Origin of the sequence: Legionella quinlivanii (assembly GCF_003265995.1) — a bacterium.
Taxonomy (GTDB): Bacteria; Pseudomonadota; Gammaproteobacteria; order Legionellales; family Legionellaceae; genus Legionella_C; species Legionella_C quinlivanii_A.
Genome location: NZ_MVJN01000007.1, coordinates 157,694 through 174,710 on the forward strand (window position 1 = coordinate 157,694; position 17,017 = coordinate 174,710).

A 17,017-nucleotide genomic window follows, 5' to 3' on the forward strand; every position below is an offset into this window, starting at 1 on the left:
AAGTGGTTCAACCCGTTTGCTTGGGTCAAGGGCGCAATCTACAAAAATTTAGTAATTCGCGTTACCTGGTGTACGCGGGAAGGGGATTACGTCTCTTACGTTGCCAACACCGGTCACGTAGCTTATTAACCGCTCGAATCCTAACCCATAACCGGCATGAGGTACGGTGCCATAGCGGCGCAAGTCGCGATACCAGTTATAATCCTGTTTGCTGAGTTTGCACTCATCCATACGTTGATCCAGGACATCCAGGCGTTCTTCGCGCTGGCTACCGCCAATGATTTCGCCGATACCTGGTGCAAGAACGTCCATTGCGGCAACCGTGCGGCCATCCTCATTAAGGCGCATATAAAATCCTTTAATTTCTTTGGGATAATCAGTGATAATCACCGGTTTTTTACAAAGCTCTTCCGCAATATAACGCTCATGCTCTGATTGTAAATCCAATCCCCAGGAAACCGGGTAGTCAAAGGTTTTGTCAGCTTTCTGTAAGGCGCTGATGGCATCGGTATAAGACATTACTTCAAATTCAGATTCAACGATATTTTCCAGGCGTTCAATGCAGCCAGGCGCTACAAATTGATTGAAGAATGCCATATCATCTGAACGTTCATCGAGAACCACCTTACACAAATAGCGCAGCATTTCCTGGCTTAATCTGGCAATGTCGCTTAAATCGGCAAAGGCGATTTCAGGCTCAACCATCCAGAACTCTGCCAGGTGTCTGCTGGTGTTTGAGTTTTCAGCTCGGAAAGTGGGCCCAAAGGTGTACACTTTCGACAACGCCAGGCAATAAGCTTCCACGTTGAGCTGTCCGGATACGGTCAGAAATGCTTCTCGTCCGAAAAAGTCTTTGGAAAAATCAATCTTGCCATTTGCACTGTGCGGTAAATTCATCAAATCAAGCGTGCTGACCCTGAACATTTCCCCTGCGCCTTCGCAATCACTTGCTGTGATTATTGGAGTATGAACCCAGAAATAGCCACGCTCATGAAAAAATCGATGAATTGCCTGGGCAAGGCAATGCCGAATACGGGTTACTGCGCTGATAGTATTGGTACGGGGGCGAAGATGTGCAACATCGCGCAGAAATTCAAGGGTGTGCCGTTTGGCCTGAATAGGATAACTTTCAGGATTTTCTACCCACCCAACGACTTCAAGGTGCTCAACCTGAATTTCAAAAGATTGTCCCTTGCCTTGGGAGGTCACCAGTTTGCCTTTCGCTATAAGAGCGCAACCGGCAGTTAATTTCAGGACTTCACTTTGATAATTAGGCAATTGCTCGGAAGCGACCAGCTGAATGGGTGCAAAACAGGAGCCATCATGGAGGCTGACAAAAGAGACTCCAGCTTTTGAATCCCTTCGCGTTTTAACCCAGCCTCGAACGCAAACGGTTTCGTCCACACTAATTTCACCTTCAAGGCATTGTTTTATCGTATAAACCTCTGTCATGATGTACTCCAAAAACAAATGATAGCCATATATGAATTACAGTATCGTAATTGGTTTGTGGCAAAAACAGAATAATATACCAAATATAACAGATGGGGGAATCCATGTTGCGCTTCGTAATGACGATTTTTATGCTCATTAATGCTATTAATGCCATTGCAATGGATACTGAACTTGAGTTTTATCACCCGTTTGAAGGCGTTGAAGGCTTGCCGGTGGCCCCTATTGCAGCAAGTTACACAGGTGAATGTGTCCAACAGTCGCAACGTATCAAGCGCGAGGATGCCTGGCGTTGTGTGGCAGGCGGCCAAACCTTTGATCCCTGCTTTATTAAACCCTATGGCAAAAAAACGCAGGCATTCTGTCCGGAGAGTCCCTGGAGTACACAATCGGTTGAAATTAAATTAAGGCATGCCACAATGGATTTAGCGCAGGCAAGTCTTGATCTTTCGCGGACCTATCCCTGGGTGGTTGAGCTGTCGACTGGGGAAAAATGCAAAGCGGTCGATGAGGGAGAGATGTTCGATGGTTTGCCTATTCATTACCGCTGTGAGAATCAAAGTATTCTGATGGGGCATTTACAACGCTGTAAAGCGGAATGGAGCATGTTAAAGCGTGAGCCTAACGGACAGGTAGATACCGTTTTGATTAGTAAAGCCTGGTTTTAATTGCAGCCCTGACTGGCTGGGCACAGCGAGGGGTTTTCCTTCAATTTAACTTATTTTTCAACGGCTCGCTAATCTATACTACACTTAGTAATAATAGGCTAAGGGAGCTAACCATGATTACTGTACCATTTCACACTTTGCTAATCGAACAGATTTTAGGGCTTTATCTGGTAATTGTTTCACTAATTATGATTGCCAGGGGAGCGTATTATCAGGATTTGATAAAACGGGTTGGAACGAATAGCGGATGGATACTGGTTGGGGCATCATTTTCGCTGATTTTCGGGTTAATAATGTTAGTGATTCATAATATCTGGGAGTGGGATTATGAAATCCTGGTTACCCTGATTGCATGGCTAATCGTTATTAAATCTATCCTTTGGTTGGCGTTTCCAGAGAATATGCTAGGCATTGCACAAAGAGTCTATTCCGGTAGTTCTTACTATTTGATTATGGTTCTGGTGGGCCTTTTAGGTGTCTTCATGCTTGCTCACGGCTTTCAGGCATTCAATGGTAATTTCCATGTGATGAACTGGTAACCCAGGCAAAAGTTCACAGAACCCTCTTAAAAGCCCCTCTGCGAAAGCAAAGGGGTTTTTTCATTAGCAGTCTGTTATGGGGGCTGCATTTTTAAATGCAGGCAAGCTAAGACAATAGGCTTCTATTTCGTTGATTAGCGGATACTCATCCATCGCAAAGCCAAAGCGTCTGGCATTGAAAACCTGCGGTATGAGACAAATATCGGCAAGACTGACTTCATTGCCATAACAAAGCTGATGTTTATGAGGTATAGTCGATAAACGCCTTTCAAATGCATCAAAACCTTCTCTCAGCCAATGATGGTACCACTGGCTAATCTCCTCATCAGAGGCTTTAAACTGGCTGCGAAGCTGATTTAATACACGCAGATTATTCAATGGGTGCATATCGCAGGCTACTAGCAAAGCCAGGCTTCTCACTTGAGCCCGGCCGAAAGGTGTGGCCGGCAGAAGGGGAGGACTGGGAGATATTTCATCCAGATATTCAATAATCGCTAATGACTGGGTTACAATATGACCGTGTTCATCTAAGGTAGGAACCAGACCCTGCGGATTAAGTTTCAAATAGTCCGGATGGTGTTGTTCGCCTCCGTTATTAACCAGATGAACAGCTATTTTTTCATAGCTTATGTTCTTTATATTTAAAGCGATCCGCACTCGATAACTCGCTGTGGAGCGATAGTAATCATAAAGTTTCACTATTCACCTTTTCCAGTATACGGTTTGACAATCTGGTCAATCGCGCCAAAAATTGACTGTTTATGCTCATCAAGCATGTCAATATGGATACGATCTCCAAACTGCATAAATGGGGTCCTGGGTTTTCCCTGTTCCAGAATCTCAAGCATGCGCCGTTCTGCGATACAGGAAGAACCTTTTGTTCTATCGGTATTCGAGACAGTGCCCGACCCGATTATGGTCCCAGCAGCGAGATTTCTTGTTTTAGCGGCATGAGCAATGAGTTGTGGAAAAGAGAAGGTCATATCCACGCCTGCATTGGGCTGCCCAAAAAGGGTTCCATTTAAGTGACTTATCAGCGGGAGATGCAGACGATTACCATCCCAGTGCTTGCCTAATTCATCAGGGGTTACTGCAAAAGGTGAAAAACTGCTGGCAGGTTTGGATTGGAAAAAGCCGAAACTTTTGGCGATCTCATCAGGTATTAAATTCCTTAAAGAAACATCATTAACCAGCATAAGTAATTTAATGTGCCTTGCAGCCTCCTCCGGTGTAACACCCATCGGAACATCATCGGTAATTACGGCAACCTCAGCCTCAAAATCAATGCCATAGGCTTCGTCACGGACAAGAATAGGATCTCGAGGTCCAAGAAATGCATCCGATCCTCCCTGATACATTAATGGATCGGTCCAGAAATTAGCAGGAAGTTCAGCGCCGCGCGCTTTTCTAACCAGCTCCACGTGGTTCACATAAGCGCTGCCGTCAGCCCATTGAAAAGCACGGGGCAGGGGCGAGTTCATTTCATGAGTATCGACAGGGAAAGCCTCGCTCAGCTTGTCTTCATTGAGAAGCTGATAAATTGCTCCAAGCGGTTTTTCTACTTCAGACCATCGCTCCAGGGCATTTTGCAATGTTTGTGCAATATTACTTACGCGGACAGCTTTGGTTCCTGATTGATTAACCATGCAGAGAACACCGTCTCTGGATTCTGATTTGAGGCTGGCTAACTTCATAAAGCGTTCCTTTTATCGAGTGTTAAATGGGATTTAAGTGAAAGTCCTGTATTCTTGCTGGGTTTTTGGATCCCGCGAACAAGTCGGCGTTGTTGCGTAAATAGAACCAAGCAATTAACCTCTCGTCATTGCGAACAAAGTGAAGCAATCCAGATCGAAACTTGAACAAAGCAAGGAACTGGATTGCTTCGCTAACGCTCGCAAAGACAGTTTTTGTGCACCTATCTTCATCTACGCAACAACGCCAAACGAGTCGCGGGATGTAGGGACACGCGGGATTCAGGAAAATGAGCCATATGATTAAGAGGCTGACAAAGTTCCGCGGCGTATCTGATCGCGTTCAATCGCTTCAAATAAGGCCTGAAAGTTTCCTTCTCCGAAACCTTCATTGCCTTTACGCTGAATAATTTCGAAAAAGACAGGACCAAAAACATTCTCGGTAAATATCTGCAGCAACAGGCCGCCGCACTCTTCCCTTTCACCATCGATCAGAATTTTCTGTTCCTTTAATTTTGCAATAGGTTCCCGATGCCAGGGAATTCTCGAGTCAATCATTTCATAATAGGTGTCAGGAACATCTAAAAACTTGACTGTATTTTGTCGTAATGCCTGTACTGTGTGGCAAATGTCATTGGAGTTTAAAGCAATGTGCTGGATGCCTTCGCCGCGGTATTCATGCAAAAACTCTTCAATCTGTGATTGGTCATCTTTTGATTCATTCAGAGGAATTTTGATTTTTCCGCAAGGACTACCCAGCGCCCGGCTGATTAAACCAGTCATTTTACCTTTGATATTGAAAAAACGAATCTGCGAAAAATTGAAAATTTCCGCATAGAATTGCGCCCATTTATCCATGTTACCGCGATACACATTATGAGTCAGGTGATCGATAAATGTCAGACCGGTGCCATCCACATTATCGACTTTATTGATATTCCAGTGATCAGTAAACGGTTTGTGGTTGTCGTCTACAAAATAAATGACGCTGCCACCAATAGCCTGAATGCCTAATAAGCCGTGATCTGCATGTTTGCAGTCCTGGAAAGCAGTGGCTCCATGCTGCAGTGCATAAGCATAGGCTTGTTTGGCATCTTTGACGCGAAATCCCATAGCACATGCACCTGCGCCATGTGTTTTGGCATGCTCCTCGGCCTGGGTGTTTTTCGCGGCATTCACGATAAATTGAATCTGGCCCTGCTGATAAAGGACAATATCCTCGGTTTTATGAGTTGCAATTGCAGTGAATCCCATTTCTTCAAATTGCTTGTATAATAACTCGGGATTTTCTGCGGAAAACTCCAGGAACGCGAAACCATCCAAACCGCAGGGATTGTGATCTAAATGCTTGTGATGCATAGTAACTCCTTGTTAAATTGGCTGCGCAATACGATAAATCTACATTTTATGACTATTCCGGTTTGAGTTTAATCAGGAACAAGCCATCGGCAATGGCCAGCAAGCTGGTATCCACTCGCTCGTCATTTTTTAGTAATTCATTAAGACGTCTTATTTCCCGGGTTTGCCCACCGGTTTCAGACTGGTCAATGACTTTGCCATCCCAAAAGATATTGTCTATAGCAATAACACCATTTGGTTGTATAAGTTTTAAAGCAAGTTCGTAATAATTGATATAATTCGTTTTGTCCGCATCAATGAAAATAAAGTCAAATTGACGCTGGCCTTCACTGAGCAGCTCCTGCAATGTATTTACCGCGGGACCCAGGCGTAATTCAATTTTATGAGCCTGACCAGATGCTTCCCAGAAGGGGTGTGCTTTTGAAGTCCAGTCTTTGCTGATATCACAGGTGATTAACCGGCCATCGTCAGGAAGAGCCAAAGCCATCGCTAAAGCACTATAACCTGTGAAGGTACCGACTTCCAGTACCCTCCTTGCTCCGAGCATTTTCAGTAAAAACTGCATAAACTGCGCTTGCTCCGGTGCCACCTGCATGGCGGCCAGCATCATTGTCGACGTTTCTTCCCGTAATGCTTTAAGCGCCGGATGTTCGCGCAGCGAAATTGACAACATGTAATCATACAATTCCGGCGTTAGTTGTAATTGTTTCATTAATTATCCCCGGCACAAACTCTGCAAAAAGGACATTATGCCAATTTTTCCTGAGCGATGGTATCGGCAATCACGCTGGTTGGCTGGTTTTCTCTTTGTGAGCGAGAGAAAATTTCCAGCAAGTGAGTGCGGATGCTGTCGATTTGCTGATTCACTAAATCTTCCGGTGTATGTAAGTATTTGCTCGCTGCAAAGATAAGCCCCCCGGCATTAATCACATAATCGGCTGCGTAAAGGATGCCTTTTTCATGCAGTAATTGACCATGATAACTATGCGCAAGCTGGTTGTTGGCGGCACCGGCAATGATTGTCGTCTGGAGTTGCCCAATACTCATATCATTAATAATCGCACCAAGAGCACAGGGAGCAAAGACATCACAAGGAAGTTTGTGAATGACATCAGTAGAAACGGCAGTAGCGCCAAATTCTTTTACCGCACGTTCGACCACTTCCGGATTGACATCAGAGACACTAAGGATTGCGCCTTGCTCATGCAAATGGCGTGCAAGTAAAAATCCAACATGCCCCAGGCCCTGGATAGCAACATGTAAGCCAGAAAGACTACTTTTGCCTAATTTGAATTCAACAGCGGCCTGAATCCCTCTAAGCACTCCTTTCGCAGTCGATGGAGAGGGATCGCCATTGTGGCTTGATAAACTGGCGACATAGGGTGTATGTTGAGCGATGATATCCATATCCCCTAATTCGGTTCCGCTATCGAGTGCAGTAATGTATCTGCCGCCCAGATCATTCACAAATTCGCCAAAGGCGTGAAGATAGGCCTCGCGATCATAATTTCCGGCAGGTTTAATAATAACCGCTTTACCGCCTCCGAGTGGTAAATTAACCGAGGCGGCTTTATAGCTCATGCCTCGAGCGAGACGCATGGCGTCATAGATGGCGCTTTGTGTGTTCGGATATTCGATAAACCGGCAGCCGCCTAAAGCAGGGCCTAATTTTGTATTGTGAATGGCAACCATTGCTTTCATGCCGGTTGCAGAGTCTACTTTGAAATGAACTTCTCCAAAGCCGTGTCCTAGAGCATATTCCAGAAAATCGTCATGAATAGGGGAGACAGCATCATTTTTTCTTATTGTTTCTACAGACATCATCAAAGGGCTCCAAGAAAATTCATGTGCACATGTTATAGACCCATTCGGGAACTAAATCAATGAAAACTATGAATCAGTTACTATGTTGCCCCTTACTTGAACACATTTGGGTGAGGGCTTAAGACACGGAAACAAATTTCATTCACTTAATTAAGAGACTTGTTATACACTAGGACAATTTGCGCTGAACTGTTTAAATTGATTTTTCCATACACTGGAGAGAAATATGAAGAAAATTGTTGGGATGCTGGCTTTTTCATTATTGAGTCAGGGAGTTCTGGCCTGCGATTGCTCCAACCAGGCCCCGCTTGACAAAATCGTTTTCCAGGTTTCGGCCAAGCAATGGGTGACTACTCAGTCCGCATTATTGACTGCCAATGTGAATGCTACATTAAACAACGCCGATTTGGTCAAAGCTCGTGCTGATATTATGACTAATCTGGGTAAAATTGCATCGGGAGATTGGCATCTGACTCAGTTTGATCGCTCACAGGATAGCTCGGGACTTGAAAAGTTATTTGTATCAGCTCAGGTCAGAGTGCCTCAAGCCAGTCTGACAGATATCTACCAATTGGCCAAGGATGTCAGCAAGCCGGGCGCCACTTACACTATTAACGGGGTTGATTTCACACCCAGCCTTGACGAAGTTCAGACCGTAAAATCTCAATTAAGAGAAAAGCTTTATCAACTGGTTAATGAAGAGCTTGCGAGGATGAATAAAGTGTATACTTCGCAACAGTATAGCGTGAACAATCTTTATGTGATTGAAGGCGACAATCCCATGCCTGTACAACCCAGAGCGTATCAGGCCAAGGAATTGAATACGATGGTGATGGGAGCCACAGCGGCGCCAGCCTTAACCGTGAGTAATGAGCTGGTTATGAGTGCAATGGTTGAAGCTGGATCAAACAGAGCAGTAAAGGTGTGCAATGCCCCTGCAAATCCCTAATCGTGTCATTGGGCATCGGGGGGCGGCTGGATATGCCCCCGAAAATACTCTGGCCTCTTTTGACAGAGCATTAAGCTTAGGCTGTACTGCCGTTGAATTTGACATCATGCTTACAGCTGATGGTGAGCCTTTTGTTTTTCATGATGAAAATCTCAAAAGAACCACCAATGGGCGAGGGGAGTTGGGGCTGGTTAATGCTGATTATGTAAAAACACTGGATGCCGGAAGCTGGTTTTCAAAGCAGTTTAAATCAGAAAAAGTTCTGCATTTTCGCGATTTGATTAAATGGTTGATATTCTCGAATGTCACCGCAAACATTGAAATAAAACCTTATCCCGGCACTGCAGAGCAGACGGCAATCACTGTACTTTCCTATATCAATCGCCATTGGCCTCAATCCAAAGAAATGCCCCTGGTATCCAGCTTTGATTTGAATGTGCTTTCCTTATGTCATAGTCTGTCCCCGGAGCTTCCTTTAGGTTTATTACTTCATCATTGGGATGATGAATGGTTGAAAAAGGCCAGGGAATTGCATTGTTATTCTATTCATGTGAATAAGAAAATATTAACTGCAGAACGGGTCAAAGAAATTAAGGACAATGGTTATCGATTGTTCGTTTATACCGTCAACTGGAAGCGGCAGGCAAAAAAACTTCTGGATTGGGGGGTCGATGCCGTTTTTAGTGATTACCCTGATTTGCTCTCATGAAAACGCTGCTGCTCCTGGCAATATTCTGTTTCACCGGCGGCAGTGCCTGGGCTGAACCGGTTGAAATTATTTTCTGGCATTCGATGGCCGGTCACCTGGGCGAAGAAGTTGAAAGTCTGGTGCAGGCTTTTAATCAGAGTCAGTCTGATTATCGAATCAAACCGGTTTATAAAGGAGAGTATACGGATTCTTTAACCAGTTTCGCTGCTGCCTTTCGTGCTCATAAGCCACCCGCGATTGTTCAGGTATTTGAAGTAGGTACTGCCACCATGCTATCGCCTGCGGGCATTCATAAACCGGTAGAAGAGCTCATGCGGGAACAGCAAATCGATTTTCCCCTGCAGGATTTTCTACCCTCCGTTCGGACCTTTTATAGTGAAAAGGGGGAGTTGCAGGCTATGCCGTTTAATACCTCAATTCCAGTTCTTTATTATAACAGTGATTTGCTGGGAACTATTGGGATTTCACAAGCGAATTTTCCAAAAACCTGGGAAGAACTTGAGAACATGTTAGAGCAGCTCAAACAGAAAGGACAAATTTGCGGTTATACAAGCGCATATCCTGCCTGGGTAAGTATTGAATCCTTTTCTGCCCTGCATGGTCTGGCGTTAACTGATGGAACAAAAGGAAATGCAATCTATAATAACTCGGCAGTGCTGAACCATTTGAAACGCCTGCAACGCTGGCAAAGACTGCATTATTTTGAGTATGGAGGAAGAGCCAGCGACGCTACCGCCTTATTTACCAGTGGTCGATGTGCTCTATTCAGCCAGTCATCCGGTGCTTATAATAGTTTAGCGAATATGCTTACATTCTCCCTGGGCGTGGCAAAGCTTCCGATTGATTCAAAAGTTTCCACGGAAAGGCACACGAATGTCGCCGGCGGAGCTGCCTTATGGGCGGTGGCTGGTCAATCTCCTGACGTATATCGGGGAACCGCTCTTTTTTTTGCATTCATTGCCAAACCGGAAAGACAGAAGCAATGGCATCTGAATACTGGGTATATCCCATTGGGACTTAGTGGTGTTTATGCAGGTATTGCTCGAGAAAGCCATCACCCGATTCTTGCCCTTGCAGAAGAAGATCTGGCTAAACCTCAAAGTGAGTATATGAAGCACTATCAGGGGCCGCAAAACCAAATCCGTACGGCCAATGATGAAGCCCTGGAGAGTATCTTCGCTGGTTTAAAAACCCCGGAAAAAGCACTGGGTGATGCGGTCAACAGAGCCAATTATCTATTGCTAAGGCATCAACGCAATGCAGGCTAAACCAGTCTGGTCTTTATGTGGGGGTGGTGTTATCCTCGTGTACAGGAACTTCTCAGGGTTGGACACAGGAAGTTAATCAAATGGCAAGCTCATCAAAAAGTATGTTATCGATGGTTGCAAAAATTCCTAATTATCTCTCTGCATTGATTAGAAAGAATCATCCGGTCAGTTGGACTGGGATATTATTCCATACCATGCGCTGGTTGCAGGCCAATTCATCCCAGTTGATAATCCCTAATCCCAAATTCAAACCTGATGCAGATGTTGAGCCTATTGCAATTTATTGCATCCACGGTACCGCTGATCGCGAATTATCTTTTTTAACTCTGGCTAATCAATTAATTGAATTGGGTTTGCCGGAATTGATTAAGCATATAGTTCTGGTCAACTTTGAGGATCGCGCAACAGGCGCTGGCATGGAGGACTTTGAGGCGCAGCTTTTAAAGCAGATTATTGCTAATAATGATAAGCGGGTTATTTTGATGGGGCATTCTCGCGGCGGAATTATCGCCAGTGCCTTCGCGGAATATCTTGCAGAAAAAAATGGGATTAAAGTGGAAATGATTATTCCTATATGCGCCCCTTTTGGTGGCTCCTACCTGGCTCTCAAAGCCTTGGGATATTTCTCCAAGTCGGTAGCGCAAATGCAGGTAAACAGCGAGTTTCTGATCCAATTGGAAAAAGTAGTCGAGAAATCCACTAATCGTTATTACTTTATTGAGGCTGGTCAGGACTGGATCGTTCTGGCGGGCTGCGCAATAGTTCCTGGTTACCAGCAGCCTAATTCTGTTAAGAAATTTGAACATCATGGCCATTTATCAATTATGACTTCGGGAACACTGGTGAAGTTTATTCAAGAGTTATTTTTAGGGCATTATAAAAACGACTCCATTAAGAGCCCTGTAGACAAAGAAGCAATTGCTGATATGCTGGATGATATTATCAAACGAACAGAGCAGGAAATAAATTCTGAGCTCGCCAACCCGGGGCTGTTTGATGTAAATGATTGTGAGATTATTAGCATGCAGGCGCTTTATGAGCTGGTTAAGAGCCCATCGGAGTTAATAACTATCGCAGGGTATGAGCTGAGGTTTTATCCTGATTATCGAAAAATGAAGATCGAAAAGGATGAACAACCAGTTGAAGCTTTGGGTTTGTTTGATGTGTAAATGGAAGGAATACTCATTGGTATGCTGTTTTTCTGCTATTTTTAGATAGACGCTGATGACTGGTAATCCTATCTAAACAGGTTTTATAAATCATGATTTAGCTTTAATCTTGTGTAAACTAAGGAAGGTACAAAATGAAACCGATTAACACTGACTCCAGTAATTTTATCAAACGCCTGGGCGAGAGAGCCTCAAGCGCACTGGATGGACAAAATCTTCTCGAGATGGAGCCTGGAAAAGCTCGCGAAGCATTTAATAAACTCATCGCTCCGGTTGCGGGAAAGCTAAAAACAATTGAAGTTTATACTGAAGACCGCGAACTTGATATTGATGGTCACAAAATTAAAGTTCGCTTATATAAGCCCAGTAAAGACTCCACTAAACTGCCTGCCTTGATTTACTGTCATGGGGGAGGTTTTGTATTTGGGGATCTCGATTTTCTTGATTATACCTGTCGTTTTTTATCGGAAGCGGCTAATTGCCTGGTTGTCGCTGTAGATTACCGACGTGCTCCTGAGCATAAGTATCCTGCTGCTCACAATGATTGCTATGATGTAATTCGTTATGTTCAAAAGCATGCTGCTGAGTTTGGTGGTAACGGAAAAGTTGCGATTGCTGGTGACAGTGCCGGCGGTAATATTGCTGCAAGTATTTGTCATCAGGCAAAAAAGAATAAGGATGTAGCCATCGCCTTCCAGCTTCTTTATTATCCCTGGGTGGATTTAAATAATACCATGCCCTCAGATAAGACCTTTGAAACGGGGTATTTTTTAGAAACTGCCACCTTGCACTGGATGAGAAAACAGTACCTTGGTAAAGCGGAAGATGAGAAGAACCCTGAAGCGAATCCGCAGTTTCAAACTGATTTCAAAAACCTGCCGCCCGCTTTAGTAATTGCTGCTGAATGCGATCCTATTCATGATGATGCCAAGCGCTATTATGAAAAGCTGGTCGAAGGGGGGAATGAAGCGCAATTTATTGAGTTCGGAGGGATTTTACATGATTTCTGTGCTCTGCCATCTCATTATGAAGCCGCTTTGCTCGCATATTCTGCTTCAGCGCATGCGTTGAAAAAGGCCTTGCATAATTGAGTATTGGGAAGGCTCACCCTAAAGGAGTTTTGTCATTCCCGCGAATGCGGGAATCTATTCCTCAGTTGGCATTATAGCTAGCTCAGAGATGGATCCCCGCCTTCGCGGGGAGGACAGTATAATTAAATTGAGTCTAACTTAATAGCACAGCGGGCTTATAATCAACCCCCTAGCTTAGTTAATCGGCTGCATGAAATCACTCAAATCCGGTTTATGCTGCATTCTGAATTGATAAACAGCATAAAAGGCTATGATATTCTTCAGATAATTTCTTGTCTCATGCCAGGGAAGTGTTTCTATCCAGATGTCAATTTGCTTTGGAGGATGTGTTTTAATCCAGTAATTGACCTGCCGGGGGCCAGCATTATAGGCGGCAGCCATCAGGACAGGATGGGCATGATAGCGCTTGGCTAACTGTTTTAGATAGGCAACGCCAATATTGATATTTTTTTGACTTGAGAATAGCTGGTTTTTATCTCCATAAGAAATTTTTTCCTGCTTGGCCACCATTTTGGCTGTTTCCGGCATCAGTTGCATTAAGCCGCGTGCGCCCGCCATTGACACGACATCCTCCCGAAAACTGCTTTCCTGGCGGATAATAGCATAGATAAATTCCTTGGAAATGTTATAGTTTTTGGAATAGGCTGTTACAGCTGGTTCATGGGCTAAGGGAAAGCGCAGGGAAAGCTGATTGCTCAGTTCATCGGTATTACTGAGATAGACAGACTTTCCATGCCATTGTAATTCCGTGGCGACCCAGTTAATCAATGCGATCTTGTCCTCCCTGGGCAGCTCCAGTACAAAATCATTGAGCATTCTGGAGGCCTGCAAAACCTGTTTGTTGGCATACAGGTTTTTAATTGCCATTATCACTGTTCGATAGGGTTTTAAAACATTCGGATCACTCACTATCTTTTCATTTACAAAACTTGGCTTTTTATTCAGGCGAAGGCTCGCTAAAAATCCATAATAGTTTCTGGTTTCAGCCAGGGTTTGAAAAATGCTTTGTGCTTCGGTCTTTTTGCCTTGACCTTCTTTCGCACGGCCTAGCCAATATTGCCAGCAAGGGCTGTCTTTATTAGTGGAGAAGAGGATATATTTTTCCACTTTAGACCAATTTTGCTGTTTCAAAGCGGCTCTGATTTCCCAGTCAAGCAATGCGTCGTTATAATAAGGAGGCTTGATTCTTGCAAACCATTGCTCAGTGTCTTCATGATTTCGCATCGCCTTGTAAATAACCAGCTGTACAAGAAAGGATTGCTGCTGAGCGTCTGATAACATCTTTCGCGTTTTAGGTTGCTGCCAGAGCTTAATGGCTTGTTCCATGTTGGTGGATACAAGACGCTTCAAGCCGAAAAGATAGAAGGCGTCATGCAATTCCTTCGGCTGCAGCTGTGAAATACGTAATGGATTTTGTGAAATACCAAGAAGTAATTGCTCGTCTTCGAGACGGGGTTTTTGATAAAGCTTTAATAAGTAACGTGCCAGACCAAGATTTCGTTTATCCAATGCCAGGCGAATACGCTCCGTAATCAATTGCTCATCAAACTGACCACTTTTTAGAAGAAAATCAAAGAGCTGGTTGCAGGCGCCCGGTTGAGAATCTCCTTTTAACCATAAAGGTTTTGCGCCCTCCAGAGCCAGTTCGGTTCTTCCCTGGAAATAGTCAGCAAGTCGAGCAAAACATTGCAGACTGACATCAGAAGAGGGGCGGTAATAGCTGGTATAATCAGTCCAGTTCCTTTGTCTGGCCAACTGGTATAACCACTTCTCTCTTAAACGATTGGCCAGCGGGGTATCATCTCCAATAAATACCAGAAATTCAGGACTTGCTTCCTGCGGTAAATTCTGGCTCCATTCCATGTAATTCATAAAGCGTTGAACATAGATTTCGCCAGCACTGGCTGCTTGCAGCGCAAAAGGCAGGCACAGGCTAATGATCAGAAAAAGAAACTTTTTCATAGTCTTCCACAGGTTAAGGGTGTGATAAGCTAATGCAATAAACTGGAGGTCACTGTACGGTAGCCAATTGTTGTCGCATAGCGGCAATAGTGCTTCTGTAATCGTTACTACAGAATATAGCAGAACCTGCTACAAACTGGGTAGCACCGGCCTCGGCTAATAGAGCAATATTTTCTGCCTGCACGCCGCCATCAACACAGACAGGGAGTAGTGGATAGTTGGATTTAATCCATCTGATTTTTTCAATAACCGGATGAATTAATTTTTGACCTGCAAACCCGGGATTGACAGTCATAACCAATACGAAATCCAGGTAATGTAAGCACCATTGAATGATTTCGGGCGAGCAGGCAGGATTTAATACCAAGCCTGCCTCGCATCCTGATGCCTTGATCAGTTGCAGACTTCTATCCAGATGAATAGTGCCATCGGGGTGGATACTGATGCGTTTTGCTCCGGCATCTGCAAACTGTTTAATCAGTTCATCGACTGGGTTGGTCATCAGGTGCACATCAATAATGGCTTGCGGAAAACGCTTGCTCAGACTTTTGCAAATGAAAGGACCAATCGTCAAATTGGGAACATAGTGGTTGTCCATCACATCAAAATGTATGAGATCAGCTCCCGCATCAAGCACAGCCGATACTTCATCGCCGAGGCGTGTCATATCAGCGGAGAGAATGGAAGGAGCAATCAGATAGCGCATAATGAATCCTGTATATGTCCCAATATCAAGTTATCAGCTAGAGGGTTGGTCAAAAGTAAAGTTGAAGTTAACATTCCAGGCGACCATGGTCATACGCTCTTCCACTGCATTGGCCACGCCAAAGCGGCCTTTAGGAATCAGGGTGACATTTCCGGTGCGCATGTAACGAAGATCAGTACCTACGCTGGTATAGTCATCCAACAGATAACTCACCCCGAGAATAGCCTGTGCAATAGAGGATGAGCCATTCTCTTTGCCTAATTCCGAGCCAGTGACAGGAAACACCTGCTGATTGTTATAATAAAACTTGATGTTATTTTCAATATAGGAATAGCCAATACCTAATCCAACATAAGGCATCCAGGTGACATCGCCATCGGGTGTGAAGAAATCATAGTAGACATTTACCAGGCCGGAGACCATCGAGGTTTGCCCATTCAGATGAAAGACATAGCTGTGGCTGTAGCTGGGAACTGTATAGGTTCCAAAAGTAGCATTTTGTACCTGCAATTTTTTATAGCCGCTATAGTTGTATACCACCTCGCCTTCAAATCGAAATTTGCTGCAGCGGTATCCTACCTGGCCACCCGCGTTCCCCATTCCTTTATAGCTAAGATCGAGATTAGTCGGGCTAATATAGTAGGGATAAGTTCCAGTCAGCAATAAATTGGGCGCTACATTGAATTTAATGGGCTGAGTATACCCGCCGCCGCCAAACAAACCCACATACCAACCAGGTAAAGGATTTACAGCCGCAAATCCCGTACTGCCAGACAGTAATAATCCAGCCAGACTTAATCGACAAAAATGATTCATGAGAAATCCTTACTATTTATATCTGGAGCCGTCAAAGCGGTAAGTCACACCGACTGTACCAAGATGGGCCTGATAGACTTTGCCAAGTTCATCCGGTCTTTGGGTGCCAATGTAGCGGTAAGCGATGTCAACAGAGTAGATCTCACTGAAATTATAGGTAAAACCGCCAGTTCCCTGATAGGCAAATACACTATTTGAGCCGCTATAACGAGTAACGCCCAAGGGACCTGTGCTGTTTAAATCGACATTAACATAAGCATAGCCAATGCCCACTCCAAGGAAAGGTTGTATGCCGGGAACCATGTCTGGGAAGTCATAATACACATTGGCCATAGCGAGAATCGCATTGGTATCACCGGTAATACCGGTCTGGCGGATGTCATCAATATAGAAATGATCGAGGTCAGCCGTCAGATATGTGAGCTCGCCTTCGTATCGTAAAGGCGTACATTTATAGCCAAGGCGGCCTCCGACATTATAATTATTGTCATAGCCCGCTTTGGAGCGGTGCCAGCCTTGACTGCTGACGCTGATGTTGTCCTGAACACTGGTAAAACCGCCAAATACACTTGCATACCAGCCATCAATAGGAACAGCTGCGCAGGCTGCGCCGGAGGCCATTAATGCGGCCGAAAAAAATACAGTTCTCATGGCTTCCCTTGTTATTATTGTTTTGAAGCAACCACATGTTAGCGCTTTACTTTTATTTTGCAAGTAGTAAGCAATTAACTTTATCAGTTGAATCTTGAGCGGGTTAAATTCGATAGCAGATTGTTCAAAATAGGAGCCAAACTGAACGAAAGTTCTCCTTGTA

At 44.4% G+C, this 17,017-nt stretch carries 17 protein-coding genes; 7 read left to right on the plus strand and 10 right to left on the minus strand.

Features of this window, described 5'->3' with window-relative positions; genetic code table 11:
• Positions 1-48: 48 nt before the first annotated feature.
• A complete protein-coding gene (asnS, locus tag B1207_RS10490) occupies positions 49-1,452 on the minus strand; it encodes an asparagine--tRNA ligase (protein ID WP_112219924.1) in 1,404 nt (467 codons plus the stop codon).
• A 104-nt stretch (positions 1,453-1,556) separates the two neighbouring features.
• Here asnS and B1207_RS10495 point away from each other — a divergent pair, with 104 nt between their 5' ends.
• Both B1207_RS10495 and B1207_RS10500 read left to right on the plus strand, forming a co-directional pair.
• Complete coding sequence (locus B1207_RS10495; protein WP_253255838.1) at positions 1,557-2,120, plus strand: hypothetical protein; 564 nt, start codon at positions 1,557-1,559, stop codon at positions 2,118-2,120.
• A gap of 113 nt (positions 2,121-2,233) precedes the next feature.
• The gene (locus B1207_RS10500; protein ID WP_058508651.1) at positions 2,234-2,659 is read left to right on the plus strand and encodes a hypothetical protein; all 426 of its coding nucleotides are present in this window, start codon (positions 2,234-2,236) and stop codon (positions 2,657-2,659) included.
• Positions 2,660-2,722: 63 nt separating this feature from the next.
• Here the strand turns inward: B1207_RS10500 and maiA are convergent, their stop codons facing one another.
• From maiA to B1207_RS10525, 5 genes are all read right to left on the minus strand, one after another.
• A complete protein-coding gene (gene maiA, locus B1207_RS10505) occupies positions 2,723-3,358 on the minus strand; it encodes a maleylacetoacetate isomerase (protein ID WP_112219925.1) in 636 nt (211 codons plus the stop codon).
• Positions 3,358-4,353 (minus strand): fumarylacetoacetate hydrolase family protein, encoded by a 996-nt coding sequence (locus B1207_RS10510; protein WP_112219926.1) that lies wholly within the window; start codon positions 4,351-4,353, stop codon positions 3,358-3,360. Before B1207_RS10510 ends, maiA begins: the two co-directional genes overlap by 1 nt.
• Before the next feature lie 300 nt (positions 4,354-4,653).
• Positions 4,654-5,709: a 4-hydroxyphenylpyruvate dioxygenase gene (gene hppD, locus B1207_RS10515; RefSeq protein ID WP_112219927.1), complete on the minus strand. Its 1,056-nt coding sequence runs from the start codon at positions 5,707-5,709 to the stop codon at positions 4,654-4,656.
• 52 nt (positions 5,710-5,761) lie between these two features.
• Entirely contained in the window at positions 5,762-6,421 is a 660-nt protein-coding gene (locus tag B1207_RS10520) for an O-methyltransferase (protein WP_112219928.1), read from the minus strand.
• Positions 6,422-6,456: 35 nt separating this feature from the next.
• Positions 6,457-7,533: a Leu/Phe/Val dehydrogenase gene (locus B1207_RS10525; RefSeq protein WP_112219929.1), complete on the minus strand. Its 1,077-nt coding sequence runs from the start codon at positions 7,531-7,533 to the stop codon at positions 6,457-6,459.
• 226 nt (positions 7,534-7,759) lie between these two features.
• Here B1207_RS10525 and B1207_RS10530 point away from each other — a divergent pair, with 226 nt between their 5' ends.
• From B1207_RS10530 to B1207_RS10550, 5 genes are all read left to right on the plus strand, one after another.
• Positions 7,760-8,482: a hypothetical protein gene (locus tag B1207_RS10530; RefSeq protein ID WP_112219930.1), complete on the plus strand. Its 723-nt coding sequence runs from the start codon at positions 7,760-7,762 to the stop codon at positions 8,480-8,482.
• Positions 8,463-9,191 (plus strand): glycerophosphoryl diester phosphodiesterase, encoded by a 729-nt coding sequence (locus B1207_RS10535; RefSeq protein ID WP_112219931.1) that lies wholly within the window; start codon positions 8,463-8,465, stop codon positions 9,189-9,191. Before B1207_RS10530 ends, B1207_RS10535 begins: the two co-directional genes overlap by 20 nt.
• Positions 9,188-10,459, plus strand: a complete 1,272-nt coding sequence (locus B1207_RS10540) for an extracellular solute-binding protein (RefSeq protein ID WP_112219932.1) — start codon at positions 9,188-9,190, stop codon at positions 10,457-10,459. The genes B1207_RS10535 and B1207_RS10540 overlap by 4 nt, the downstream gene beginning before the upstream one ends.
• Positions 10,460-10,539: 80 nt before the next feature.
• Complete coding sequence (locus tag B1207_RS10545) at positions 10,540-11,628, plus strand: esterase/lipase family protein (protein WP_112219933.1); 1,089 nt, start codon at positions 10,540-10,542, stop codon at positions 11,626-11,628.
• A gap of 134 nt (positions 11,629-11,762) precedes the next feature.
• Positions 11,763-12,719, plus strand: a complete 957-nt coding sequence (locus B1207_RS10550; RefSeq protein WP_112219934.1) for an alpha/beta hydrolase — start codon at positions 11,763-11,765, stop codon at positions 12,717-12,719.
• Positions 12,720-12,893: 174 nt separating this feature from the next.
• Here B1207_RS10550 and B1207_RS10555 read toward each other — a convergent pair whose 3' ends face one another.
• The 4 genes from B1207_RS10555 to B1207_RS10570 are packed head-to-tail and all read right to left on the minus strand — an operon-like array spanning position 12,894 to position 16,854.
• Positions 12,894-14,681 (minus strand): transglycosylase SLT domain-containing protein, encoded by a 1,788-nt coding sequence (locus tag B1207_RS10555; RefSeq protein WP_112219935.1) that lies wholly within the window; start codon positions 14,679-14,681, stop codon positions 12,894-12,896.
• Between the two features lie 49 nt (positions 14,682-14,730).
• The gene (rpe, locus tag B1207_RS10560) at positions 14,731-15,387 is read right to left on the minus strand and encodes a ribulose-phosphate 3-epimerase (protein ID WP_112219936.1); all 657 of its coding nucleotides are present in this window, start codon (positions 15,385-15,387) and stop codon (positions 14,731-14,733) included.
• 33 nt (positions 15,388-15,420) lie between these two features.
• The gene (locus tag B1207_RS10565; RefSeq protein ID WP_112219937.1) at positions 15,421-16,203 is read right to left on the minus strand and encodes an outer membrane protein; all 783 of its coding nucleotides are present in this window, start codon (positions 16,201-16,203) and stop codon (positions 15,421-15,423) included.
• A 12-nt stretch (positions 16,204-16,215) separates the two neighbouring features.
• Positions 16,216-16,854, minus strand: a complete 639-nt coding sequence (locus B1207_RS10570; RefSeq protein WP_112220011.1) for an outer membrane protein — start codon at positions 16,852-16,854, stop codon at positions 16,216-16,218.
• Positions 16,855-17,017 lie beyond the last annotated feature (163 nt).

Bases quoted from the DNA above. Each gene is read 5' to 3' on its own strand.
- B1207_RS10500 (WP_058508651.1), top strand. From the start codon at position 2,234: ATGATTACTGTACCATTTCACACTTTGCTAATCGAACAGATTTTAGGG.
- B1207_RS10525 (WP_112219929.1), bottom strand. From the start codon at position 7,533: ATGATGTCTGTAGAAACAATAAGAAAAAATGATGCTGTCTCCCCTATT.
- hppD (WP_112219927.1), bottom strand. From the start codon at position 5,709: ATGCATCACAAGCATTTAGATCACAATCCCTGCGGTTTGGATGGTTTC.
- B1207_RS10550 (WP_112219934.1), top strand. From the start codon at position 11,763: ATGAAACCGATTAACACTGACTCCAGTAATTTTATCAAACGCCTGGGC.
- B1207_RS10555 (WP_112219935.1), bottom strand. From the start codon at position 14,681: ATGAAAAAGTTTCTTTTTCTGATCATTAGCCTGTGCCTGCCTTTTGCG.
- B1207_RS10510 (WP_112219926.1), bottom strand. From the start codon at position 4,353: ATGAAGTTAGCCAGCCTCAAATCAGAATCCAGAGACGGTGTTCTCTGC.
- B1207_RS10495 (WP_253255838.1), top strand. From the start codon at position 1,557: ATGTTGCGCTTCGTAATGACGATTTTTATGCTCATTAATGCTATTAAT.
- rpe (WP_112219936.1), bottom strand. From the start codon at position 15,387: ATGCGCTATCTGATTGCTCCTTCCATTCTCTCCGCTGATATGACACGC.
- B1207_RS10540 (WP_112219932.1), top strand. From the start codon at position 9,188: ATGAAAACGCTGCTGCTCCTGGCAATATTCTGTTTCACCGGCGGCAGT.
- B1207_RS10570 (WP_112220011.1), bottom strand. From the start codon at position 16,854: ATGAGAACTGTATTTTTTTCGGCCGCATTAATGGCCTCCGGCGCAGCC.
- B1207_RS10545 (WP_112219933.1), top strand. From the start codon at position 10,540: ATGGCAAGCTCATCAAAAAGTATGTTATCGATGGTTGCAAAAATTCCT.
- B1207_RS10565 (WP_112219937.1), bottom strand. From the start codon at position 16,203: ATGAATCATTTTTGTCGATTAAGTCTGGCTGGATTATTACTGTCTGGC.
- B1207_RS10535 (WP_112219931.1), top strand. From the start codon at position 8,463: ATGCCCCTGCAAATCCCTAATCGTGTCATTGGGCATCGGGGGGCGGCT.
- asnS (WP_112219924.1), bottom strand. From the start codon at position 1,452: ATGACAGAGGTTTATACGATAAAACAATGCCTTGAAGGTGAAATTAGT.
- B1207_RS10520 (WP_112219928.1), bottom strand. From the start codon at position 6,421: ATGAAACAATTACAACTAACGCCGGAATTGTATGATTACATGTTGTCA.
- B1207_RS10530 (WP_112219930.1), top strand. From the start codon at position 7,760: ATGAAGAAAATTGTTGGGATGCTGGCTTTTTCATTATTGAGTCAGGGA.